This window comes from Mycobacterium sp. OTB74 (assembly GCF_029892685.1).
Classification (GTDB): domain Bacteria; phylum Actinomycetota; class Actinomycetes; order Mycobacteriales; family Mycobacteriaceae; genus Mycobacterium.
On record NZ_JARXVD010000006.1, the window covers coordinates 77,040 to 93,780 of the forward strand.

Annotated in this window: 10 protein-coding genes; 5 read left to right on the top strand and 5 right to left on the bottom strand. The window is 66.9% G+C overall.

Translation table 11 applies throughout. The features are described from left to right. Positions 1–40: 40 nt before the first annotated feature. Positions 41–3,490, top strand: coding sequence for a TM0106 family RecB-like putative nuclease (locus M2432_RS10745; protein ID WP_280826798.1), 3,450 nt, complete (start codon positions 41–43; stop codon positions 3,488–3,490). Further along, the gene (locus M2432_RS10750; RefSeq protein ID WP_280826799.1) at positions 3,487–4,845 is read left to right on the top strand and encodes an FAD-binding oxidoreductase; all 1,359 of its coding nucleotides are present in this window, start codon (positions 3,487–3,489) and stop codon (positions 4,843–4,845) included. Before M2432_RS10745 ends, M2432_RS10750 begins: the two co-directional genes overlap by 4 nt. A gap of 37 nt (positions 4,846–4,882) precedes the next feature. Here M2432_RS10750 and M2432_RS10755 read toward each other — a convergent pair whose 3' ends face one another. Further along, positions 4,883–6,466: an MFS transporter gene (locus tag M2432_RS10755; protein ID WP_280826935.1), complete on the bottom strand. Its 1,584-nt coding sequence runs from the start codon at positions 6,464–6,466 to the stop codon at positions 4,883–4,885. A 219-nt stretch (positions 6,467–6,685) separates the two neighbouring features. Next, entirely contained in the window at positions 6,686–7,945 is a 1,260-nt protein-coding gene (locus M2432_RS10760; protein WP_280826936.1) for a multidrug effflux MFS transporter, read from the bottom strand. A 158-nt stretch (positions 7,946–8,103) separates the two neighbouring features. On the opposite strand from M2432_RS10760, the gene M2432_RS10765 reads away from it, so the two are divergent. Together M2432_RS10765 and M2432_RS10770 are read left to right on the top strand one after the other, a co-directional pair. Continuing rightward, positions 8,104–8,865 (top strand): hypothetical protein, encoded by a 762-nt coding sequence (locus M2432_RS10765; RefSeq protein WP_280826800.1) that lies wholly within the window; start codon positions 8,104–8,106, stop codon positions 8,863–8,865. A 168-nt stretch (positions 8,866–9,033) separates the two neighbouring features. Continuing rightward, entirely contained in the window at positions 9,034–12,756 is a 3,723-nt protein-coding gene (locus M2432_RS10770) for a multifunctional oxoglutarate decarboxylase/oxoglutarate dehydrogenase thiamine pyrophosphate-binding subunit/dihydrolipoyllysine-residue succinyltransferase subunit (protein ID WP_280826801.1), read from the top strand. Between the two features lie 64 nt (positions 12,757–12,820). Here the strand turns inward: M2432_RS10770 and M2432_RS10775 are convergent, their stop codons facing one another. Together M2432_RS10775 and M2432_RS10780 are read right to left on the bottom strand one after the other, a co-directional pair. Further along, the gene (locus M2432_RS10775; protein ID WP_348536305.1) at positions 12,821–13,885 is read right to left on the bottom strand and encodes a DUF692 domain-containing protein; all 1,065 of its coding nucleotides are present in this window, start codon (positions 13,883–13,885) and stop codon (positions 12,821–12,823) included. Beyond that, the gene (locus M2432_RS10780) at positions 13,882–14,784 is read right to left on the bottom strand and encodes a TIGR04222 domain-containing membrane protein (RefSeq protein WP_280826802.1); all 903 of its coding nucleotides are present in this window, start codon (positions 14,782–14,784) and stop codon (positions 13,882–13,884) included. The genes M2432_RS10775 and M2432_RS10780 overlap by 4 nt, the downstream gene beginning before the upstream one ends. Positions 14,785–15,051: 267 nt before the next feature. On the opposite strand from M2432_RS10780, the gene M2432_RS10785 reads away from it, so the two are divergent. After that, on the top strand, positions 15,052–15,888 hold the full coding sequence (locus M2432_RS10785) for an SDR family NAD(P)-dependent oxidoreductase (RefSeq protein ID WP_280826803.1): 837 nt from the start codon (positions 15,052–15,054) through the stop codon (positions 15,886–15,888). Between the two features lie 11 nt (positions 15,889–15,899). Here the strand turns inward: M2432_RS10785 and M2432_RS10790 are convergent, their stop codons facing one another. Beyond that, on the bottom strand, positions 15,900–16,736 hold the full coding sequence (locus tag M2432_RS10790; RefSeq protein ID WP_280826804.1) for a glycine betaine ABC transporter substrate-binding protein: 837 nt from the start codon (positions 16,734–16,736) through the stop codon (positions 15,900–15,902). Positions 16,737–16,741: the final 5 nt, after the last annotated feature.

A 16,741-nucleotide genomic window follows, 5' to 3' on the forward strand; every position in this document is an offset into this window, starting at 1 on the left:
ATTGAGGCCGTCTGTCGGTCGGCTGTCTTAGGGTGGCGAGGTGTTCCTGAGCCCCGCCGATCAGATTGTTTACAGCGCCTCCGATCTCGCCGCCGCGGCGCGGTGCGAGTACGCGCTGCTGCGCCGGTTCGACGGGTTACTCGGATGGGGACCGAAGGCGACCATCGAAGACGATCTGCTGGCTCGCACCGCCGAACTCGGCGACGCCCATGAGCGTCGTCACCTGGAACAGTTGCGTGAGCAGTACGACGACAACATCGCGGTGATCGGCCGACCCCGGCCCTACACCACGGCCGGGCTGATCGCCTCGGCGGAGGCCACCCGCGCGGCCGTCGACCGGCGCGCGCCGGTGATCTACCAGGCCGCTATGTTCGACGGCCGGTTCCTGGGGTTCGCCGACTTCCTGATCCTGACCGATGACGGCTACCGACTGCGGGACACCAAACTGGCCCGCTCGGTGAAAGTCGAAGCACTGCTACAGCTGGCGGCCTACGCCGACGCGTTGACCACTGCCGGGGTACCGGTCGCGCCGGAGGTCGACCTGGTGCTGGGTGACGGGACCATTGCCAGCTACCCGGTGGCCGAACTGCTGCCGGTGTACCTACCCCGGCGCGCAGAGCTTCAGCGGCTGCTCGACGAACATCAGGCCGGTGGCGCCCCGGTGTCCTGGGAGACTCCGGGGCTGCGGGCATGTCACAGCTGCGACGACTGCATGGTGCAGGTACGTGAACACGACGATCTGCTGCTGGTGGCGGGTATGCGGGTGAGTCAACGGGCCCGGCTGATCGACGCCGGCATCACCACGATGCACGAACTGGCCGAGCACACCGGTGCGGTGCCGGGACTGTCATCGCGCACCACCGCGAATCTGATCGGTCAGGCCGGGCTGCAGGTCGCGCCGCCAATCGACGACAAACCCCAGTTCGAGGTGATCGACGTCCAGCCGCTGACCGGCCTGCCCGAACCAGATCGGGGCGACCTGTTCTTCGACTACGAGGGCGACCCACTGTGGACCGAGAACGGAATCGACTGGGGACTGGAGTATCTGTGGGGCACGTTGACCGCGACCGGGGAATTCCATCCGCTCTGGGCGCATGACCGAGCCAGTGAACGGCAGGCGCTGATCGATTTCCTGGCGTTGGTGCGCAAGCAGCGCAAGCGTTACCCGAACATGCACATCTACCACTACGCGGCGTACGAGAAGAGCACCCTGCTGCGGCTGTCCGGGCGTTACGGCATCGGCGAGGCCGAGGTGGACGATCTGTTGCGCAACGGCGTACTGGTCGACCTGCTTCCGTTGGTACGCAAGAGTATTCGGGTCGGCACCGAGAGCTACAGCATCAAGTACCTGGAGCCGCTGTACATGGGTGGCGAGTTGCGCAGCGGTGAGGTGACCAAAGCCACCGACTCGATCACGCAGTACGCGCGCTACACCGAACTGCAGGCCACTGACAGGCACGAGAAAGCCGCAGCGGTACTCAAGGAGATCGAGGACTACAACCGCTACGACTGCCGCTCCACACTGCGGCTGCGCGAGTGGCTGCTAGGCGTGGCGTGGGCCGCAGGCATCGGTCCGCGTGGGCCGGTCACCGGTGGGTTGCCGGAACCTGAGGCCGCTGAGGTCGCCGACGACACAGCTCAGCGCGCGCTGATGAAGTACGCGGGTGACGGTACCACCGCACGCACCGCCGAGCAGCAGGCCGTCGCCATGGTGGCCGCTGCCCGCGGATACCACCAGCGCGAGGAAAAGCCGTTCTGGTGGGCACATTTCGACCGGATCAACAACCCGGTCGACGAATGGGCCGACAGCACAGACGTTTTCGTGACCACCGAACCCGCCGAGGTCGTCGTCGACTGGCACACACCGCCGCGGGCACGCAAGCCGCAACGTCAGGTTCTGTTGCATGGCGAGGTCGCGGCCGGCTCGATTGGTGGCGAGGTCTTTGCCTTGTACGAACCACCCTCTCCGGCAGGACTTTCCGACGATCCTGACCGCCGGGCCTCGGGCTCAGCGTCGGTGCTGGACAGCAACGAGGACGGCACCGAAGTCCTGATCATGCACCGGCCCGCCAAAGACGGCGAACTCTTTTCACAGCTGCCGTTCGCGTTGACCCCGGGTGCACCGCCGAACACCAAGCCGCTGCGCAACTCGATCGACGCGACCGCCGGTGCGGTGGCGGCAGGGTTGCCTTCCTTGCCGCCCAACGCGGCGATGGACATCCTGCTGCGGTCCGCTCCGCGCACCGTGTCCGGTGGGCCGCTCCCCCGCACCGGTGACACGGGCGCCGATATCGTTGCCTCCCTTCAGGATTTGGACTCGTCGTATCTCGCGGTGCACGGCCCGCCCGGGACCGGCAAGACTCATACCGCGTCCAAGGCCATAGTCGATCTGGCCAACCGGTACCACTGGCGCATCGGCGTGGTGGCCCAGGCGCATGCCGTGGTCGAGAACGTGCTCACCAGTGTGGTGAAGGCCGGGGTCGATGGTCAGTTGGTCGGCAAGAAGGGTGCACCAGATGACGCGCTGTTCACCAGGGTCCCGGAAAACCACTACGCCAGTTTCATCGAGGGCGGGCGGGGCTGCGTAATCGGTGGCACCGCATGGGATTTCGCCAACGACGGACGGGTGCCGCCGGGCAGCCTGGATCTGCTGGTCATCGAGGAGGCGGGCCAGTTCAGCCTGGCCAACACCATTGCCGTCGCGCCGGCTGCCCGAAATCTGTTGCTGCTGGGCGATCCGCAGCAACTGCCACAGGTCAGCCAGGGCACGCACCCCGAACCGGTAAACGACTCCGCACTGAGCTGGCTGGTCGAAGGGCGGCACACGCTGCCCACCGAGCGCGGCTACTTCCTGGATCTGTCTTACCGGATGCACCCTGCGGTATGTGCGCCGGTGTCGGCGCTGTCATACGACAACCGGCTGCAGTCCGCTGAGCATGTCACCGCGGGCCGCCGACTGACCGGAGTCGAGCCGGGCGTGCACCTGATGGCCGTCGACCATGAAGGCAACGCGACCGAGAGCCCACAGGAGGCCGAGGCGATCATCGCGGCTGTCGGCGAGCTGCTCGGCCGAACGTGGTCCGACGAAGACGGCACCAAAACCCTTGGGCCCGAAGATGTTCTGGTGGTCGCGCCGTACAACGCGCAAGTAGTGCTGCTGCGCGAGCAGCTGAACACGGCCGGCTACGGCGATATCCTGGTCGGCACCGTCGACAAGTTCCAGGGGCGCCAGGCGCCGGTGGTGTTCATCTCGATGACGGCGTCCTCGATCGGTGAGGTACCGCGCGGCATGGGTTTCCTGCTCAACCGCAACCGCCTTAATGTGGCGGTCAGCCGCGCCAAATACGCGGCATACCTGGTGCGCTCGCGCTACCTGACCGACTACCTGCCGTCCACCCCGGACGGGTTGACCGAACTCGGAGCGTTCCTGGCGCTGACCACACCGGCCGTGGCATTGACTACTGCCGGATGTGGTACAGACATCCGGTGACCGAAACGCTCCTTGAGCGACTGGCCGCCGTCGTCGGCAAGGGCTATGTCAGCACCGATCCCGACGTCCTGGCCGGCCGCACCGTCGACCACACCGGCCGCTATCGCGGCCAAGCGTGTGCACTGGTTCGGCCCGGCACCGACGAGGAAGTGGCCGCGGTACTGCGGATATGTCGCGATGCCGGGGCCTACGTCACCGTGCAGGGTGGGCGGACCTCGCTGGTGGCCGGCACTGTGCCCGAGCACGACGACGTGCTGCTGTCCACCGAGCGACTGTCCGCAATCGGCGAGGTGGACACCGTCGAACGCCGGGTGCGCGTCGGCGCCGGAGCCACCTGCGCTGCGGTACAGAAGGCCGCGGTGGCAGCCGGACTGGTGTTCGGGGTGGACCTGGCCGCGCGTGATTCGGCGACCGTCGGCGGCATGGCGTCCACCAACGCCGGCGGGCTGCGCACTGTGCGTTACGGCAACATGGGCGAGCAGATCCTGGGCCTGGACGTCGCCCTGCCCGACGGCACGGTGTTGCGCCGGCACAGCCAGGTGCGCAGCGACAACACCGGCTACGACCTGGGCGCGATGTTCGTCGGCGCCGAGGGCACCCTCGGCGTGATCACCAGCCTGGACCTGCGCCTGCATCCAACACCGGCGCACCGGGTGACCGCGGTGGCCGGGTTCGACAACCTTGACGCGCTGATCGCAACCGGCCGCCGCTTCCGGGACGCCGACGGTATCGCGGCGCTGGAACTGATCGACTCGCGGGCCAGCGCGTTGACCGCCGAACACTTGGGCGTGCCCGCGCCGGTCGGCGGCGCCTGGCAACTGCTGATCGAAATGGCCGGCGACATCGACCTCACCGAGATGCTGGCTGAGGCACTGGAGGATGCCGAACTGGCCGGCGAACCGGCGGTGGGTATGGACGTCAGTGCGTCTCAGCGGCTCTGGCAGGTGCGCGAGTCGATCGCCGAGGTCCTGGGCTGGTACGGGCCACCGCTGAAATTCGATGTGTCGCTACCGCTTTCGAATATATCCTTGTTCGCCGACCGCGCGACGGAGCTGGTTGCCGCACATGCGCCCGCGGCCATTCCGGTGTTATTCGGGCACATCGGCGAGGGCAATCTGCACCTGAACTTGTTGCGCTGCAACGTTTCTGACGACGTCGAGCATAGCCTGTATTCAGCCATGATGGCGCTGATCGCGGACTGCGGCGGCAATGTCAGTTCGGAGCACGGGGTGGGCACCCGCAAGCGCGACTACCTGACCATGTCGCGTACCGACGCCGACATCGCGGCCATGCGCACGGTGAAGGCTGCGTTTGATCCGACCGGTTATCTCAACCCGGCAGTGCTGTTGCGTTGACCCACGAGTGACGCCGAGATCGACGAAATGGCCGGTTCTACTCGAACTTTGCGGCCCGTTCGTCCGTTTCGGCGGGGTATTCGTCGTCCGCATACTCGTCCGGGTCGTCCGGCTGGGCATTGAGCTCATCCCAGTCCACGACGTACTCGACGTAGTCGTCATCATCGGGAAAGTAATTGGGCTCCAAGGCTTCCCGCGCAGCGAGCCGTGAAGAGACCGGCGGCTGCAACGGGACCACCCCACCCCGAAGGAACAGCGCGGCGATGATCCCGAACAAGGCTACAAACGCGGGCAGCAACAACGACTGCGACATAGCCGTAGCGAACGGTTCGTGCAGGAACGGCGGCAGCGTTTGGACGGCGCCCTCGCCGCTCGGCGGCCGCTGACCGCCCCCGGGCATCTCATGGCTGATCCTGGCGGTCATGAACGCGGCCATGCCGGCGCTGCCCAGCACCGAACCGACCAGCCGGGTCGCGTTGTACACACCCGACCCGGCCCCGGCCAGCTGCGGCGGCAGGTTGCGGGTCGCGGTCGCCGCCAGCGGCGACCAGATGAACGCCATGCCCACACCCATTGCAATGAAAGGCGGCATCAGTCGCCACGCCGGGGTCGTCGGCGTCAAATCGAACGACAGCCAGGTCAACCCGATCGCCAGCGCCGAAAAGCCGAACCCGACGATCGGCTGCGGCGAATAACGGTCGATCATCTTGCCGACCACTGGGGCCAGCAAGCCGGACACCACCGCCATGGGCGCGGTCAGCAGCGCCGCCCGCGTCGCGCTGAATCCGAGCACCGCCTGGGCGTGGAACATCACCGGCAGGATCATCGCGGTGACGCAGAAACCGATGGTCGCCACGGCCACGTTGGCCATGCTGAAATCGTTGTCGCGGAAAACCGTCAACGGAATCAGCGGCTCATCCGGATTGACCGACTGCCAGTAAACGAAAGCGGCCATGAGGCACACGCCGCCGGCGATCAACAGCCAGATCCACCAAACCCAGTGGTGCGCCTGCCCCTCCTGCAGCCCGAACACGATGCAGAACATGCCCAGCCCGGACAACAACACACCCACCAGGTCGAACCGGTGCCGCTCCGTCGGCAGCTGCGGCACCAAAACCCAGGCAAGCACCAGACCGATCACACCGATCGGCACGTTGACGAAGAAAATCCACTGCCAGCCGAGGTGGTCCACCAACACACCACCGGCCAGCGGTCCGACCAGCGTCGCCACCCCGGCCGTGGCACCCCACACGCTCATCGCGACGCCGCGGCGGTCCTGCGGGAAAATCCGGGTGATCGTCGACAGGGTCTGCGGTGTCAGCAGCCCCGCGCCCAGGCCCTGCACCACCCGGGCGGCAATCAACATCCCGATGCTCCCGGCCAGGCCACACCACAGCGAAGCGAGCGTGAAGACCGCCAAACCTGCCAGGTACAGATTGCGCGGCCCGAAGCGGTCACCGAGGCGTCCGGCCACCAGCAGCGGCACCGCGTAGGCCAGCAGGTAAGCGCTGGTCACCCAGATGACGCCGTCGTAGTCGGTGTTCAGCTTCTGCATGATGGTCACGTTGGCGACCGCCACGATGGTGGAGTCCACCAAGATCATGAAAAAGCCGACCATCATCGCCCAGAGGGCATTCCACGGACGGCTGACCTGAATGGGAGCGCTCACCGGGCGGCCCCGTCGGAAATCAACTTATGCATGGCGTGGGTATCGACTCCGGTTATCGGCACGCGTGCCGAGTTTCCGCCCCGACGCTACGGATCGCTGAGGGTCCGAACAAGTCTGCGGCGTGTTGGCCGCTAGCGGCGGAGGTGGTGGCGACCGGTGGTGGCCGGGCCGTCAGCCGGCCACCCGCTCGTGGCCGGACGCTCCGACGCCACCGACCGCCAGGAGCGCGAACAGGGCGATCACCACACCCGTCGTCATCACCACGGCGAGCGCCGGTTCACCGTTGCCCAGCGCCCCGACCAACGGGGCCACCGCAGCACCGACGCCGAATTGCGCAGCACCCAATGCCGCGGCTGCCGTGCCGGCGGCATCGGGATGACGGGCGAGCGCCACCGCCGGAGTATTCGGAATCACCAGGCCCATAGCCGCCAGGATCGCCCAGACCGGGATGAGGAAGGCCGCCAATCCGCCGGCGTGCGAAACCGCCAGCGCGACGAAAACCAGGCCGAACACCGATGCCGCGCTCAGCGCTGCCACCGCGATGGTCTGCGGGGAGAACCGGCGCAACAGCACCACGTTGAACTGTGTGGAGCCGATCAGCGCCACCGCGCCGGCCGCGAACACCAGCGCGAAAGTTTGCTGGTTCAGGCCGTAATGCCCCTGCAGTACAAACGACGCACCCGCGATGTAGGCGAACAGACCCGACATGCCCAGTGCCCCGACCAGGACCAGCATCACGAAGCTCACATCCGAGAGCACCTCGCCGTAAGTGCGCAGGATGGCTCGCAACTGCAGTGGACGTCGGTGTTCGACCGGCAGCGTATCCGGCAAGGCCAGGATCGCGACGGTCAAGAGCGCCCCGCCCAGCACCGCCAGCGCGGCGAACACCCAGTGCCACGAGCCGTGTAGCAGGACCGCGGCCCCCAGCGACGGCGCGAGCACCGGCGCCACTCCGAGCACCAGCATCAGCCTGGACATGACGGTGGCTGCCACCGATTCGTCGAACAGATCGCCCACCACCGCGATGGCGACCACCGATGCCGCTGCCGCACCAACCCCCTGCAGGGCACGGGCGGCACCCAGAGTGGTGATGTTCGGCGCCAGCAGGCACATCACCGAAGCGGCCATGTGCAGCAGAATCCCGGCGATCAGCGGCCGACGGCGGCCTAGCGCGTCCGACAGCGGCCCGACGATCAGCTGGCCCAGAGCCAGCCCGGCCAACGTGCCGGTCAGCGTCAACTGCGCGACCGACGAGGACACGCCCAGCTCCCGAGCAATCCGCGGCAATGCCGGCAGGTACATATCAATGGTCAGCGGGCCCAAGGCGACCAACAAACCGAGAATCACAATCATCCGAGCCCGGCCCGGCTGTGCGCCGGTGCCGGCCACCGGTTCTACCGCCGTCACATCCACAAGGGGCGATGGTGCCATGAACAGGGTCAGCACCGCATGTCAGTTTTTTCTTCCCGCCATGTTTACTGTCGCTTCCGTCACCAGCGGGCACTGAGTTGCTCCACCATTCGTTGGGTACGCGTTAGCCTGAAAACCCGGGTACCCATATCCGGACCAGCGCACCGAGAGGTCAACCGATGAGCGCTCGCTCCAGCATCAAGGGCACGAAGGGCCAGTTGCCCGCCAAGGTTGGCAGCCCCGACGAGAATCCCGGCGCCGCGGCGCGGGCACTGTCGCACATTCTCGAAAGCGGCTCCCGCGTCCAGGCGCCGGCGGTTCATGCCTATGTCAACCGCCTGCGCGAGCACCATCCCGACGCCACCCCCACCGAGATCATCACCAGGCTGGAGAAGCGCTACCTGGCCGCCGTCATGGCCAGTGGTGCCGCCGTCGGCTCGGCGGCGGCCTTCCCGGGTATCGGCACCATCGCCGCGATGGCCTCCGTCGCCGGGGAGACCGTGGTGTTCCTGGAGGCGACGGCCGTGTTCGCCCTGGCTGTCGCCGACGTGCACGGTATCCCTGTCGAGCAGCGGGAGCGGCGGCGTGCTCTGGTACTGGCCGTGCTGGTCGGTGACGAAGGCAAGCACGCTGTCGCCGACCTGCTCGGCGGCGGCCGCACCAGCGGCGCATGGCTTGCCGACGGGGCCGCCACAGTGCCGTTACCCGCTGTGTCGCAACTGAATTCGCGGATGCTGAGGTACTTCGTCAAGAAATACACGCTCAAGCGGAGCGCTATCGCATTCGGCAAGCTGCTGCCGGTCGGCATCGGTGCCGCCGTCGGCAGCGTGGGCAACCGATTGATGGGCAAGAAGATCGTGGAGAACTCCCACCAAGCGTTCGGCGCCGCGCCCCAGCGGTGGCCGCAGACGCTGCACGTGCTGCCTGCGCCGAAGAATTAGCACAACCACGTCACCACTGGGTGGCCTTCCCGCGTTCGCCCGACGCGGTTAAGGGTTAGCCTTAGGCGGCACGGGGGCGACCAGCCGCCGACACATAACATTGCGGGCAGAGATCGGGTACCGGTCCCGCGCTCGCCGAGGCAGACGGAAACGAGGCGAATAGCGGCCGTGAGCACTTCACCTTCACCATTCGGACAGAACGAGTGGCTGGTCGAAGAGATGTACCGCAAGTTCCGCGAGGACCCGTCCTCGGTGGACCCCAGCTGGCACGAGTTCCTCGCTGATTACTCTCCCGAACCGATAACCGAGACAACGGTTTCCACGGTTGCCCCGACTCCTGCCGCCGCCCCGTCTCCCGCGGCGCCGGCAAGCAACGGCCAGGCGACCGCAGCCGCCCCAACTGCCACTCCGGCAGCTGCCCCGGCCCCGGCCCCGGCCCCGGCTGCACCGAAGCCGGCAGCTAAGCCCGCGGCCGGACCTGCACCGGCCGACGACTCCGAGGTGCAGGTGCTGCGCGGCGCCTCGGCCGCCGTCGTCAAGAACATGAACGCCTCGCTGGACGTGCCGACCGCCACCAGCGTGCGGGCCATCCCGGCAAAGCTGATGATGGACAACCGCATCGTCATCAACAACCACCTCAAGCGCACCCGCGGCGGCAAGATCAGCTTCACCCACCTGCTGGGCTACGCGATCGTCCAGGCGGTCAAGAAGTTCCCCAACATGAACCGGCACTTCGCCGAGGTGGACGGCAAGCCCAACGTGGTGACCCCGGCCCACACGAACTTGGGTCTGGCCATCGACCTGGCCGGCAAGGACGGCTCGCGCCAGCTCGTCGTCGCAGCAATCAAGCGTTGCGAGACAATGGAATTCGGCCAGTTCATCGCGGCCTATGAAGACATCGTCCGACGCGCGCGCGACGGCAAGCTGACCGCTGAGGACTTCGCCGGCGTCACCATCTCGCTGACCAACCCCGGCACCATCGGCACCGTGCACTCGGTGCCGCGGCTGATGCGCGGCCAGGGCGCGATCATCGGCGCCGGCGCCATGGAGTACCCCGCCGAGTTCCAGGGCGCCAGCGAGGAGCGCATTGCCGAGCTGGGCGTGGGCAAGCTGATGACGCTGACCTCGACCTACGATCACCGGATCATCCAGGGCGCCGAGTCGGGCGACTTCCTGCGCACCATCCATCACCTGCTGCTGGACGACGAGTTCTTCGACGAAATCTTCCGCGAGCTGGGCATTCCCTACGAGCCCGTGCGCTGGCGCATCGACAACCCGGACTCGATCGCTCACAAGAACGCCCGAATCATCGAGCTGATCGCGGCCTACCGCAACCGTGGCCACCTGATGGCCGACATCGATCCGCTGCGCCTGGACAAGACCCGCTTCCGCAGCCACCCCGACCTGGACGTGAACAGCCACGGCCTGACGCTGTGGGACCTCGACCGCGAGTTCCGGGTCGACGGATTTGCCGGCAAGCAGTACTTGAAGCTGCGTGACGTGCTGTCGGTGCTGCGCGACGCCTACTGCCGGCACGTCGGCGTGGAGTACACCCACATCCTCGAACCCGAGCAGCAGAAGTGGCTGCAGGAGCGCACCGAGGTCAAGCACGACAAGCCCACCGTCGGCGAGCAGAAGTACATCCTGTCCAAGCTCAACGCCGCCGAGGCCTTCGAAACCTTCCTGCAGACCAAATATGTTGGGCAGAAACGTTTCTCACTTGAAGGCGCGGAGACCGTCATCCCGATGATGGACGCCGCCATCGACCAGGCCGCCGAGCACAGTCTGGACGAGGTGGTCATCGGCATGCCGCACCGCGGCCGGCTCAACGTGCTGGCCAACATCGTCGGCAAGCCGTACTCGCAGATCTTCAGCGAGTTCGAGGGCAACCTGAACCCATCGCAGGCGCACGGCTCCGGCGACGTCAAGTACCACCTCGGTGCGACCGGGCGCTACCTGCAGATGTTCGGCGACAACGAGATCGACGTCTCACTGGTGGCCAACCCCAGCCACCTGGAAGCCGTCGACCCGGTGCTGGAAGGTCTGGTCCGGGCCAAGCAGGACCTGCTGGCCGGCGAACACGGCGACAGCGACGATCACGGCCGGTTCTCGATCATGCCGATGATGCTGCACGGCGATGCCGCGTTCGCCGGGCAGGGTGTGGTGGCCGAGACGCTGAACCTGGCCCTGCTCAAGGGCTACAGCACCGGCGGCACGCTGCACATCGTGGTGAACAACCAGATCGGGTTCACGACGGCGCCAGCGGATTCGCGCTCCAGCGAGTACTGCACCGACGTGGCCAAGATGATCGGTGCGCCGATCTTCCACGTGAACGGCGACGACCCCGAAGCTTGCGCCTGGGTGGCGCGGCTGGCCGTCGACTTCCGCGAGGCGTTCAAGAAGGACGTCGTCATCGACATGCTGTGCTACCGCCGCCGCGGTCACAACGAGGGCGACGACCCGTCGATGACGCAGCCGTACATGTACGACGTGATCGACACCAAGCGCGGTGTCCGCAAGACCTACACCGAAGCCCTGATCGGTCGTGGCGACATCTCGATGAAGGAGGCCGAGGACGCCCTGCGCGATTACCAGGGCCAATTGGAGCGGGTGTTCAACGAGGTCCGCGAGCTGGAGAAGCACGCCATCGAGCCCAGCGAGTCGGTTGAAGCGGACCAGACCATCCCGCAGCGGCTGCTGACCGCGGTGGACAAATCGCTGCTGGCCCGCATCGGCGATGCCCACCTGGACCTGCCCGAAGGCTTCACCGTGCACCCGCGCGTCAAGCCGGTGCTGGACAGGCGCCGGGAGATGGCCTACGAGGGCAAGATCGACTGGGCGTTCGGCGAACTGCTGGCGCTCGGGTCGATGATCGCCGAGGGCCGGCTGATCCGACTGTCCGGCCAGGACACCCAGCGTGGCACCTTCACCCAGCGGCACGCGGTGATCATCGACCGCAAGACCGGCGAGGAGTTCACCCCGCTGCAACTTCTGGCCACCAACACCGATGGCACCCCCACCGGCGGCAAGCTGCTGGTCTACAACTCGGCACTGTCCGAGTACGCCGCGGTGGGCTTCGAATACGGCTACTCGGTGGGCAATCCGGACGCAATGGTGTTGTGGGAGGCCCAGTTCGGTGACTTCGTCAACGGCGCCCAGTCGATCATCGACGAGTTCATCAGCTCGGGCGAGGCCAAGTGGGGCCAGCTCTCGGATGTGGTGCTGCTGCTGCCGCACGGCCACGAAGGACAGGGCCCGGACCACACCTCGGGCCGTATCGAGCGCTTCCTGCAGGTGTGCGCCGAAGGGTCCATGACGGTCGCCCAACCGTCCACCCCGGCCAACTACTTCCACCTGCTGCGCCGGCACGGCCTGGACGGCATCCAGCGACCGCTGATCGTGTTCACCCCGAAGTCCATGCTGCGCAACAAGGCCGCAGTCAGCGACATCAAGGACTTCACCGAGATCAAATTCCGCTCGGTGCTCGAGGAGCCCACCTACGAGGACGGCATCGGCGACCGGTCCAAGGTCAGCCGGATGCTGCTGTGCAGCGGCAAGCTCTATTACGACCTGGTGGCCCGCAAGGCCAAGGACAACCGTGACGACATCGCGATCGTCCGGATCGAGCAGCTCTACCCACTACCCAAGCGCCGGCTCGACGCCACCCTGGACCAGTACCCGAACATTCAGCAGTACTTCTGGGTGCAGGAGGAGCCGGCCAACCAGGGGCCCTGGCCGACCTTCGGACTGAATTTGCCAGAGTTGTTGCCGGACAAGCTGACCGGCATCAAGCGCATCTCGCGGCGCGCGATGAGTGCGCCGTCGTCTGGTAGCTCGAAGGTGCACGCCATCGAGCAGCAGGCCATCCTGGACGAGGCCTTCGCTCCGTAAACGTCGAACGTGAGCTTGTGTGCGAACTTCCCTTGAATCCGCCCTGCGAAACTCGCACACAAGCTCACACTCGCGCGAAAGACCAGAAACGTGGGCGCTTGGCAGCTGTCCGCGATCGCTTGCGGGCCAACGCTTCCCGCGCCACCGTAATCCGGGCGGCATCGAATTCTGGTGACGGATCAGCCAGTCCGAGCAGCGCCTGCAACAGCTCGTCTTGCGCCTCGGCCAGCGATTGCCGGGTGGCGTCGGACGGCTCAGGCGACAACCCGCTCGGCAATTGGGTCAGCCCGGCCGCCCAGGGGCGGACCGCATCGGCATCTGCCGGTTCCCTGCCGACCGCCGACCTGATGGCCGCCAGCTCGCCGGCCAACTCTCCGGCGGCGGGATACGCGCCGTCCCGTTCCAACATGACCGCGGGCAACGTCGTCCGGCCTGCCAGTTCGGTGAGCAGCTCCAGGACTGGCTCGGGTACCGCGTCGGTGTGGGTGTCGTGCCAGACGCCGCCTCGCATGGCTCCGCCTGCGACGTGGACGTACGCGATCCGTTCCAATGGCAACGTGTCGAGCGCGTCGTGAGGGTCGGCGCCGAAGTTGACGGCAGACGTGTAGAGGTTCGCCACGTCCAGCAGGAGCAGCGCCCCGGTGCGTTCGGCGATCTCGTTGAGGAACTGGGCCTCGGTGAATTCGTCGTCGGGCCAGGCCACCAGAGCCGCGATGTGCTCGAGAGCCAATGGAACATCCAGTGCCTCCTGAGCGATCTGCACGTTGGCGACGATCACATCGAGGGCGGCACGGGTGCGCGGCGCCGGCAGCAGATGCCCGGCCTCCCGGTTGCCCGCCCGCACGAACGCGATGTGTTCGCTCACCAACGGCGCATCCAATGCCGCAGCGCACGCGCCGAGGTGCGCCAGCCTGGCCGGGTCCGGCCGCTGCGCACCGCCCAGGGACAGCGAGACTCCATGCGGCACAACGGGAATCCCGCGGCCGCGGATCGCCTGCAGCGAGGCCGGCACAGCGTCGGGACGAATTCCCTCGGCGATCACCTCCATGAACTCGATGCCGGGCAACCGTTCGATGGTGAGGTCGATCTCCGGGCGCCAGCCGATGCCTACCGCGGTGGCGCCTGTCATCCGCCGCACCCGCCACCACCGCAGCCGCCCCCACCACAGCCACTGCTGCTGCCGTCACTCCCACTGCCGTCGCTCCCGCTGCCGACGCTGCCGCCGGCGTAGCTGATCAGCGAATGGCGCAGCTCCACATCGCTCAGCGCGGTGAAGCCGAGTAGCGCGACACCGGCGAGCTGCGCCGAATGCGGGATACCTGGTGCACGGGACACCCCGAGCGACCGTCCCGCCCCTGCGTCGTACTGATCGCGCATGCTCATCAGCAGCCGCCGCCCATCCGCCGAGGGGCGATGCGCGGCGTTGGTCGCGAATGTGCCCCCGATGAAGACCGTCACGAATGCCGTGACGATCAGCCACGCCACTAGCGCGCCAACGGGGCGATGCAGGACGGCGCCGTTGACCACGCGAGCGAGGCCGATACACCAGACGGCGACCGGCAGGAGCGCGGCGGCACGGAACACCGCCAACCGAGCGCCGTCCAACAGTAGGCCCTGGGCCCGCAACTGGTCACCGACCGCCAGGATCCGGGGATCCTTGCGCAGCCGCCTGGGGGCCTTCCGTTTGCCGCTCAAGTCCACCGCCTCAACCACCGCTGCCTCGACATCGGAGAGCGGAGTGGTGCCCGAGGCCACGGTGAGACTCCCGCCGCGAGAGGCCAGGATCCGGCCGCTCAAGGCGAGCTGCGCGATCGCGGTGTTGACCACCCGCGCAGGTCCGCCTGCGAGATAAGCGGTCTGGTAGAGGTCGAGCCGCGTCTCGGGATTCACGCCACGCGCTCCGGTGCGAAGCAACACCGCCCGGATCCCGGCCATCGCCAGCAGCGAGACCACATAACCCAAAAAGAACAGTGAGAGGAACTGGGGTCCGGTCAGGCCCCAGGGAGTTTCTGTCGTCGGACTGGGCATGACAACTCCTCGACGTGCACTGGGCGGAGGGAGCCGCTCGTGTAGAGCGGTGCGCCAAGCGTCGCTGAAATTCCTGCACGGAGCCACCGCAGACAGCAGATCGGCCACGTTCCTTGCACAATCCGCAGATTGAGGCCGAGCACCTGCGGGTCCGTCGTGACCGACGCCTGCCCACCACGTCACAACGGCTTACCCCAACCCACTCGACACCGCCGGTACCGGCTACTGTCGCAGGCAGGAGTCGGGCAAACACAAGGGAGTGGCCAGATGGATGGGTTCGCCGGGAAAGTCGCTGTCATCACGGGAGCCGGGTCGGGCATCGGCCAGGCGTTGGCCATCGAACTTGCGCGTTCTGGTGCCAAAGTCGCGATCAGCGACGTCGACACCGCAGGATTGGCTCAGACCGAAGAGCGCATCAAGGCCATCGGGGCCCCCGTCAAGGTGGACCGGCTCGACGTCACCGAGCGCGAGGCGTTCGAGGCCTATGCCGAGGATGTCGTGCAGCATTTCGGCACCGTCAACCAGGTTTACAACAACGCCGGCATCGCCTTTACCGGCGATATCGAGCACAGCCAGTTCAAGGACATCGAACGGGTGATGGGCGTCAACTTCTGGGGCGTCGTCAACGGCACCAAGGTGTTCCTGCCGCATCTGATCGCTTCGGGCGACGGCCACATCGTCAACGTCTCGAGTGTGTTCGGCCTGTTCGCAGTGCCGGGCCAAGCTGCCTACAACGCCTCCAAGTTCGCTGTCCGCGGTTTCACCGAGGCGCTGCGCCAGGAGATGAAGCTGGCCGGGCATCCGGTCAAGGTCACCACGGTGCACCCGGGTGGCGTCAAGACCGCCATCGCCCGCAATGCCACCGCAGTCGAGGGCTTGGACCCGGCGAAGCTGGCCAAGACGTTCGACAAGAACCTGGCCAAGACCACCCCCGAGAGGGCCGCCACGATCATTCTGGAAGCCGTCCGCAAGGGCCAGGCGCGGGTGCTGGTCGGCCCCGACGCCAAGCTGTTGGACCTGGTCATCCGGGTCACCGGTTCGGGTGCTTACCAGGAGGTGTTCTCCGCGTTCACCGCACGCGTGATGCCGTCCCGTTCGAATTAACCCCGAAGTACCTAGTGGTCGAGCGGGTGCTGGGCCAGCCAAGCGCCCGCCACCACGGCCGGGTCAGCGCCACGGTTGACCTGGTCCAGCATGTCGGTCAGCGTCGCGGTATCCAGTTCACCGGCAATCCCGTTGAGCGCCAGGACTTGTTGTTCGGTCAGTTCGTTACGCCGGTACAGCGGAACAATGTTCTCGGCGCGGATCAACGCGGTCTTGTCGGTCAGCACCACCAGGTCCTTGGGCACCTCGGGGGCTGCGGTGGAGGTCCAGGCAAGCGTCACCTCGCCTGTCCGCAATGCGGCGAAAAGCGTTGCAACGTCAGGAAATTCACGCGCCGCCGGCAACCCGCAGTCGCCGACCCGGGCCGGGTGCCGGGCCCCGGCGACCACGCCGACAGTCAACCCGATGCAGTGCGCCGGCAGCGCTGCGACGTCCCGGCCGCCCCAACGGTCGGCCGTCGCGGCGGTGACGGCGACGGCCGGTTTGTCCTGGGCAGACGCGGTGTAGTCCCCGGCGCCCACGCCCTCCGGTAGTGCCGAAATCATCGACCGGTACACCTGCTCGTCTGAGCGGGCCACCGGATGCGGGGCGAAGCGGGCCAACAGATCGCCGGTAAACCCGGGCGCCACCGTCACAGCCGCTGAGTCAAGCGCCACAACGGGATCCGGCACCACGGTGATGTGCGTGGCGGTGCCGAAGTAACCCAACGCCGCCGCATACAAGTGGGCCAGCAGGGCCGACTCCGACCCCGGCCCGGCCCCAACTGACACCGGGTGCCCCGGCGGCGGTGCAGCACAACCCGCCAGCGCGACCGTGGTCAGCGCAACCGCGGCCGCCAGGCGCCGCATGACAC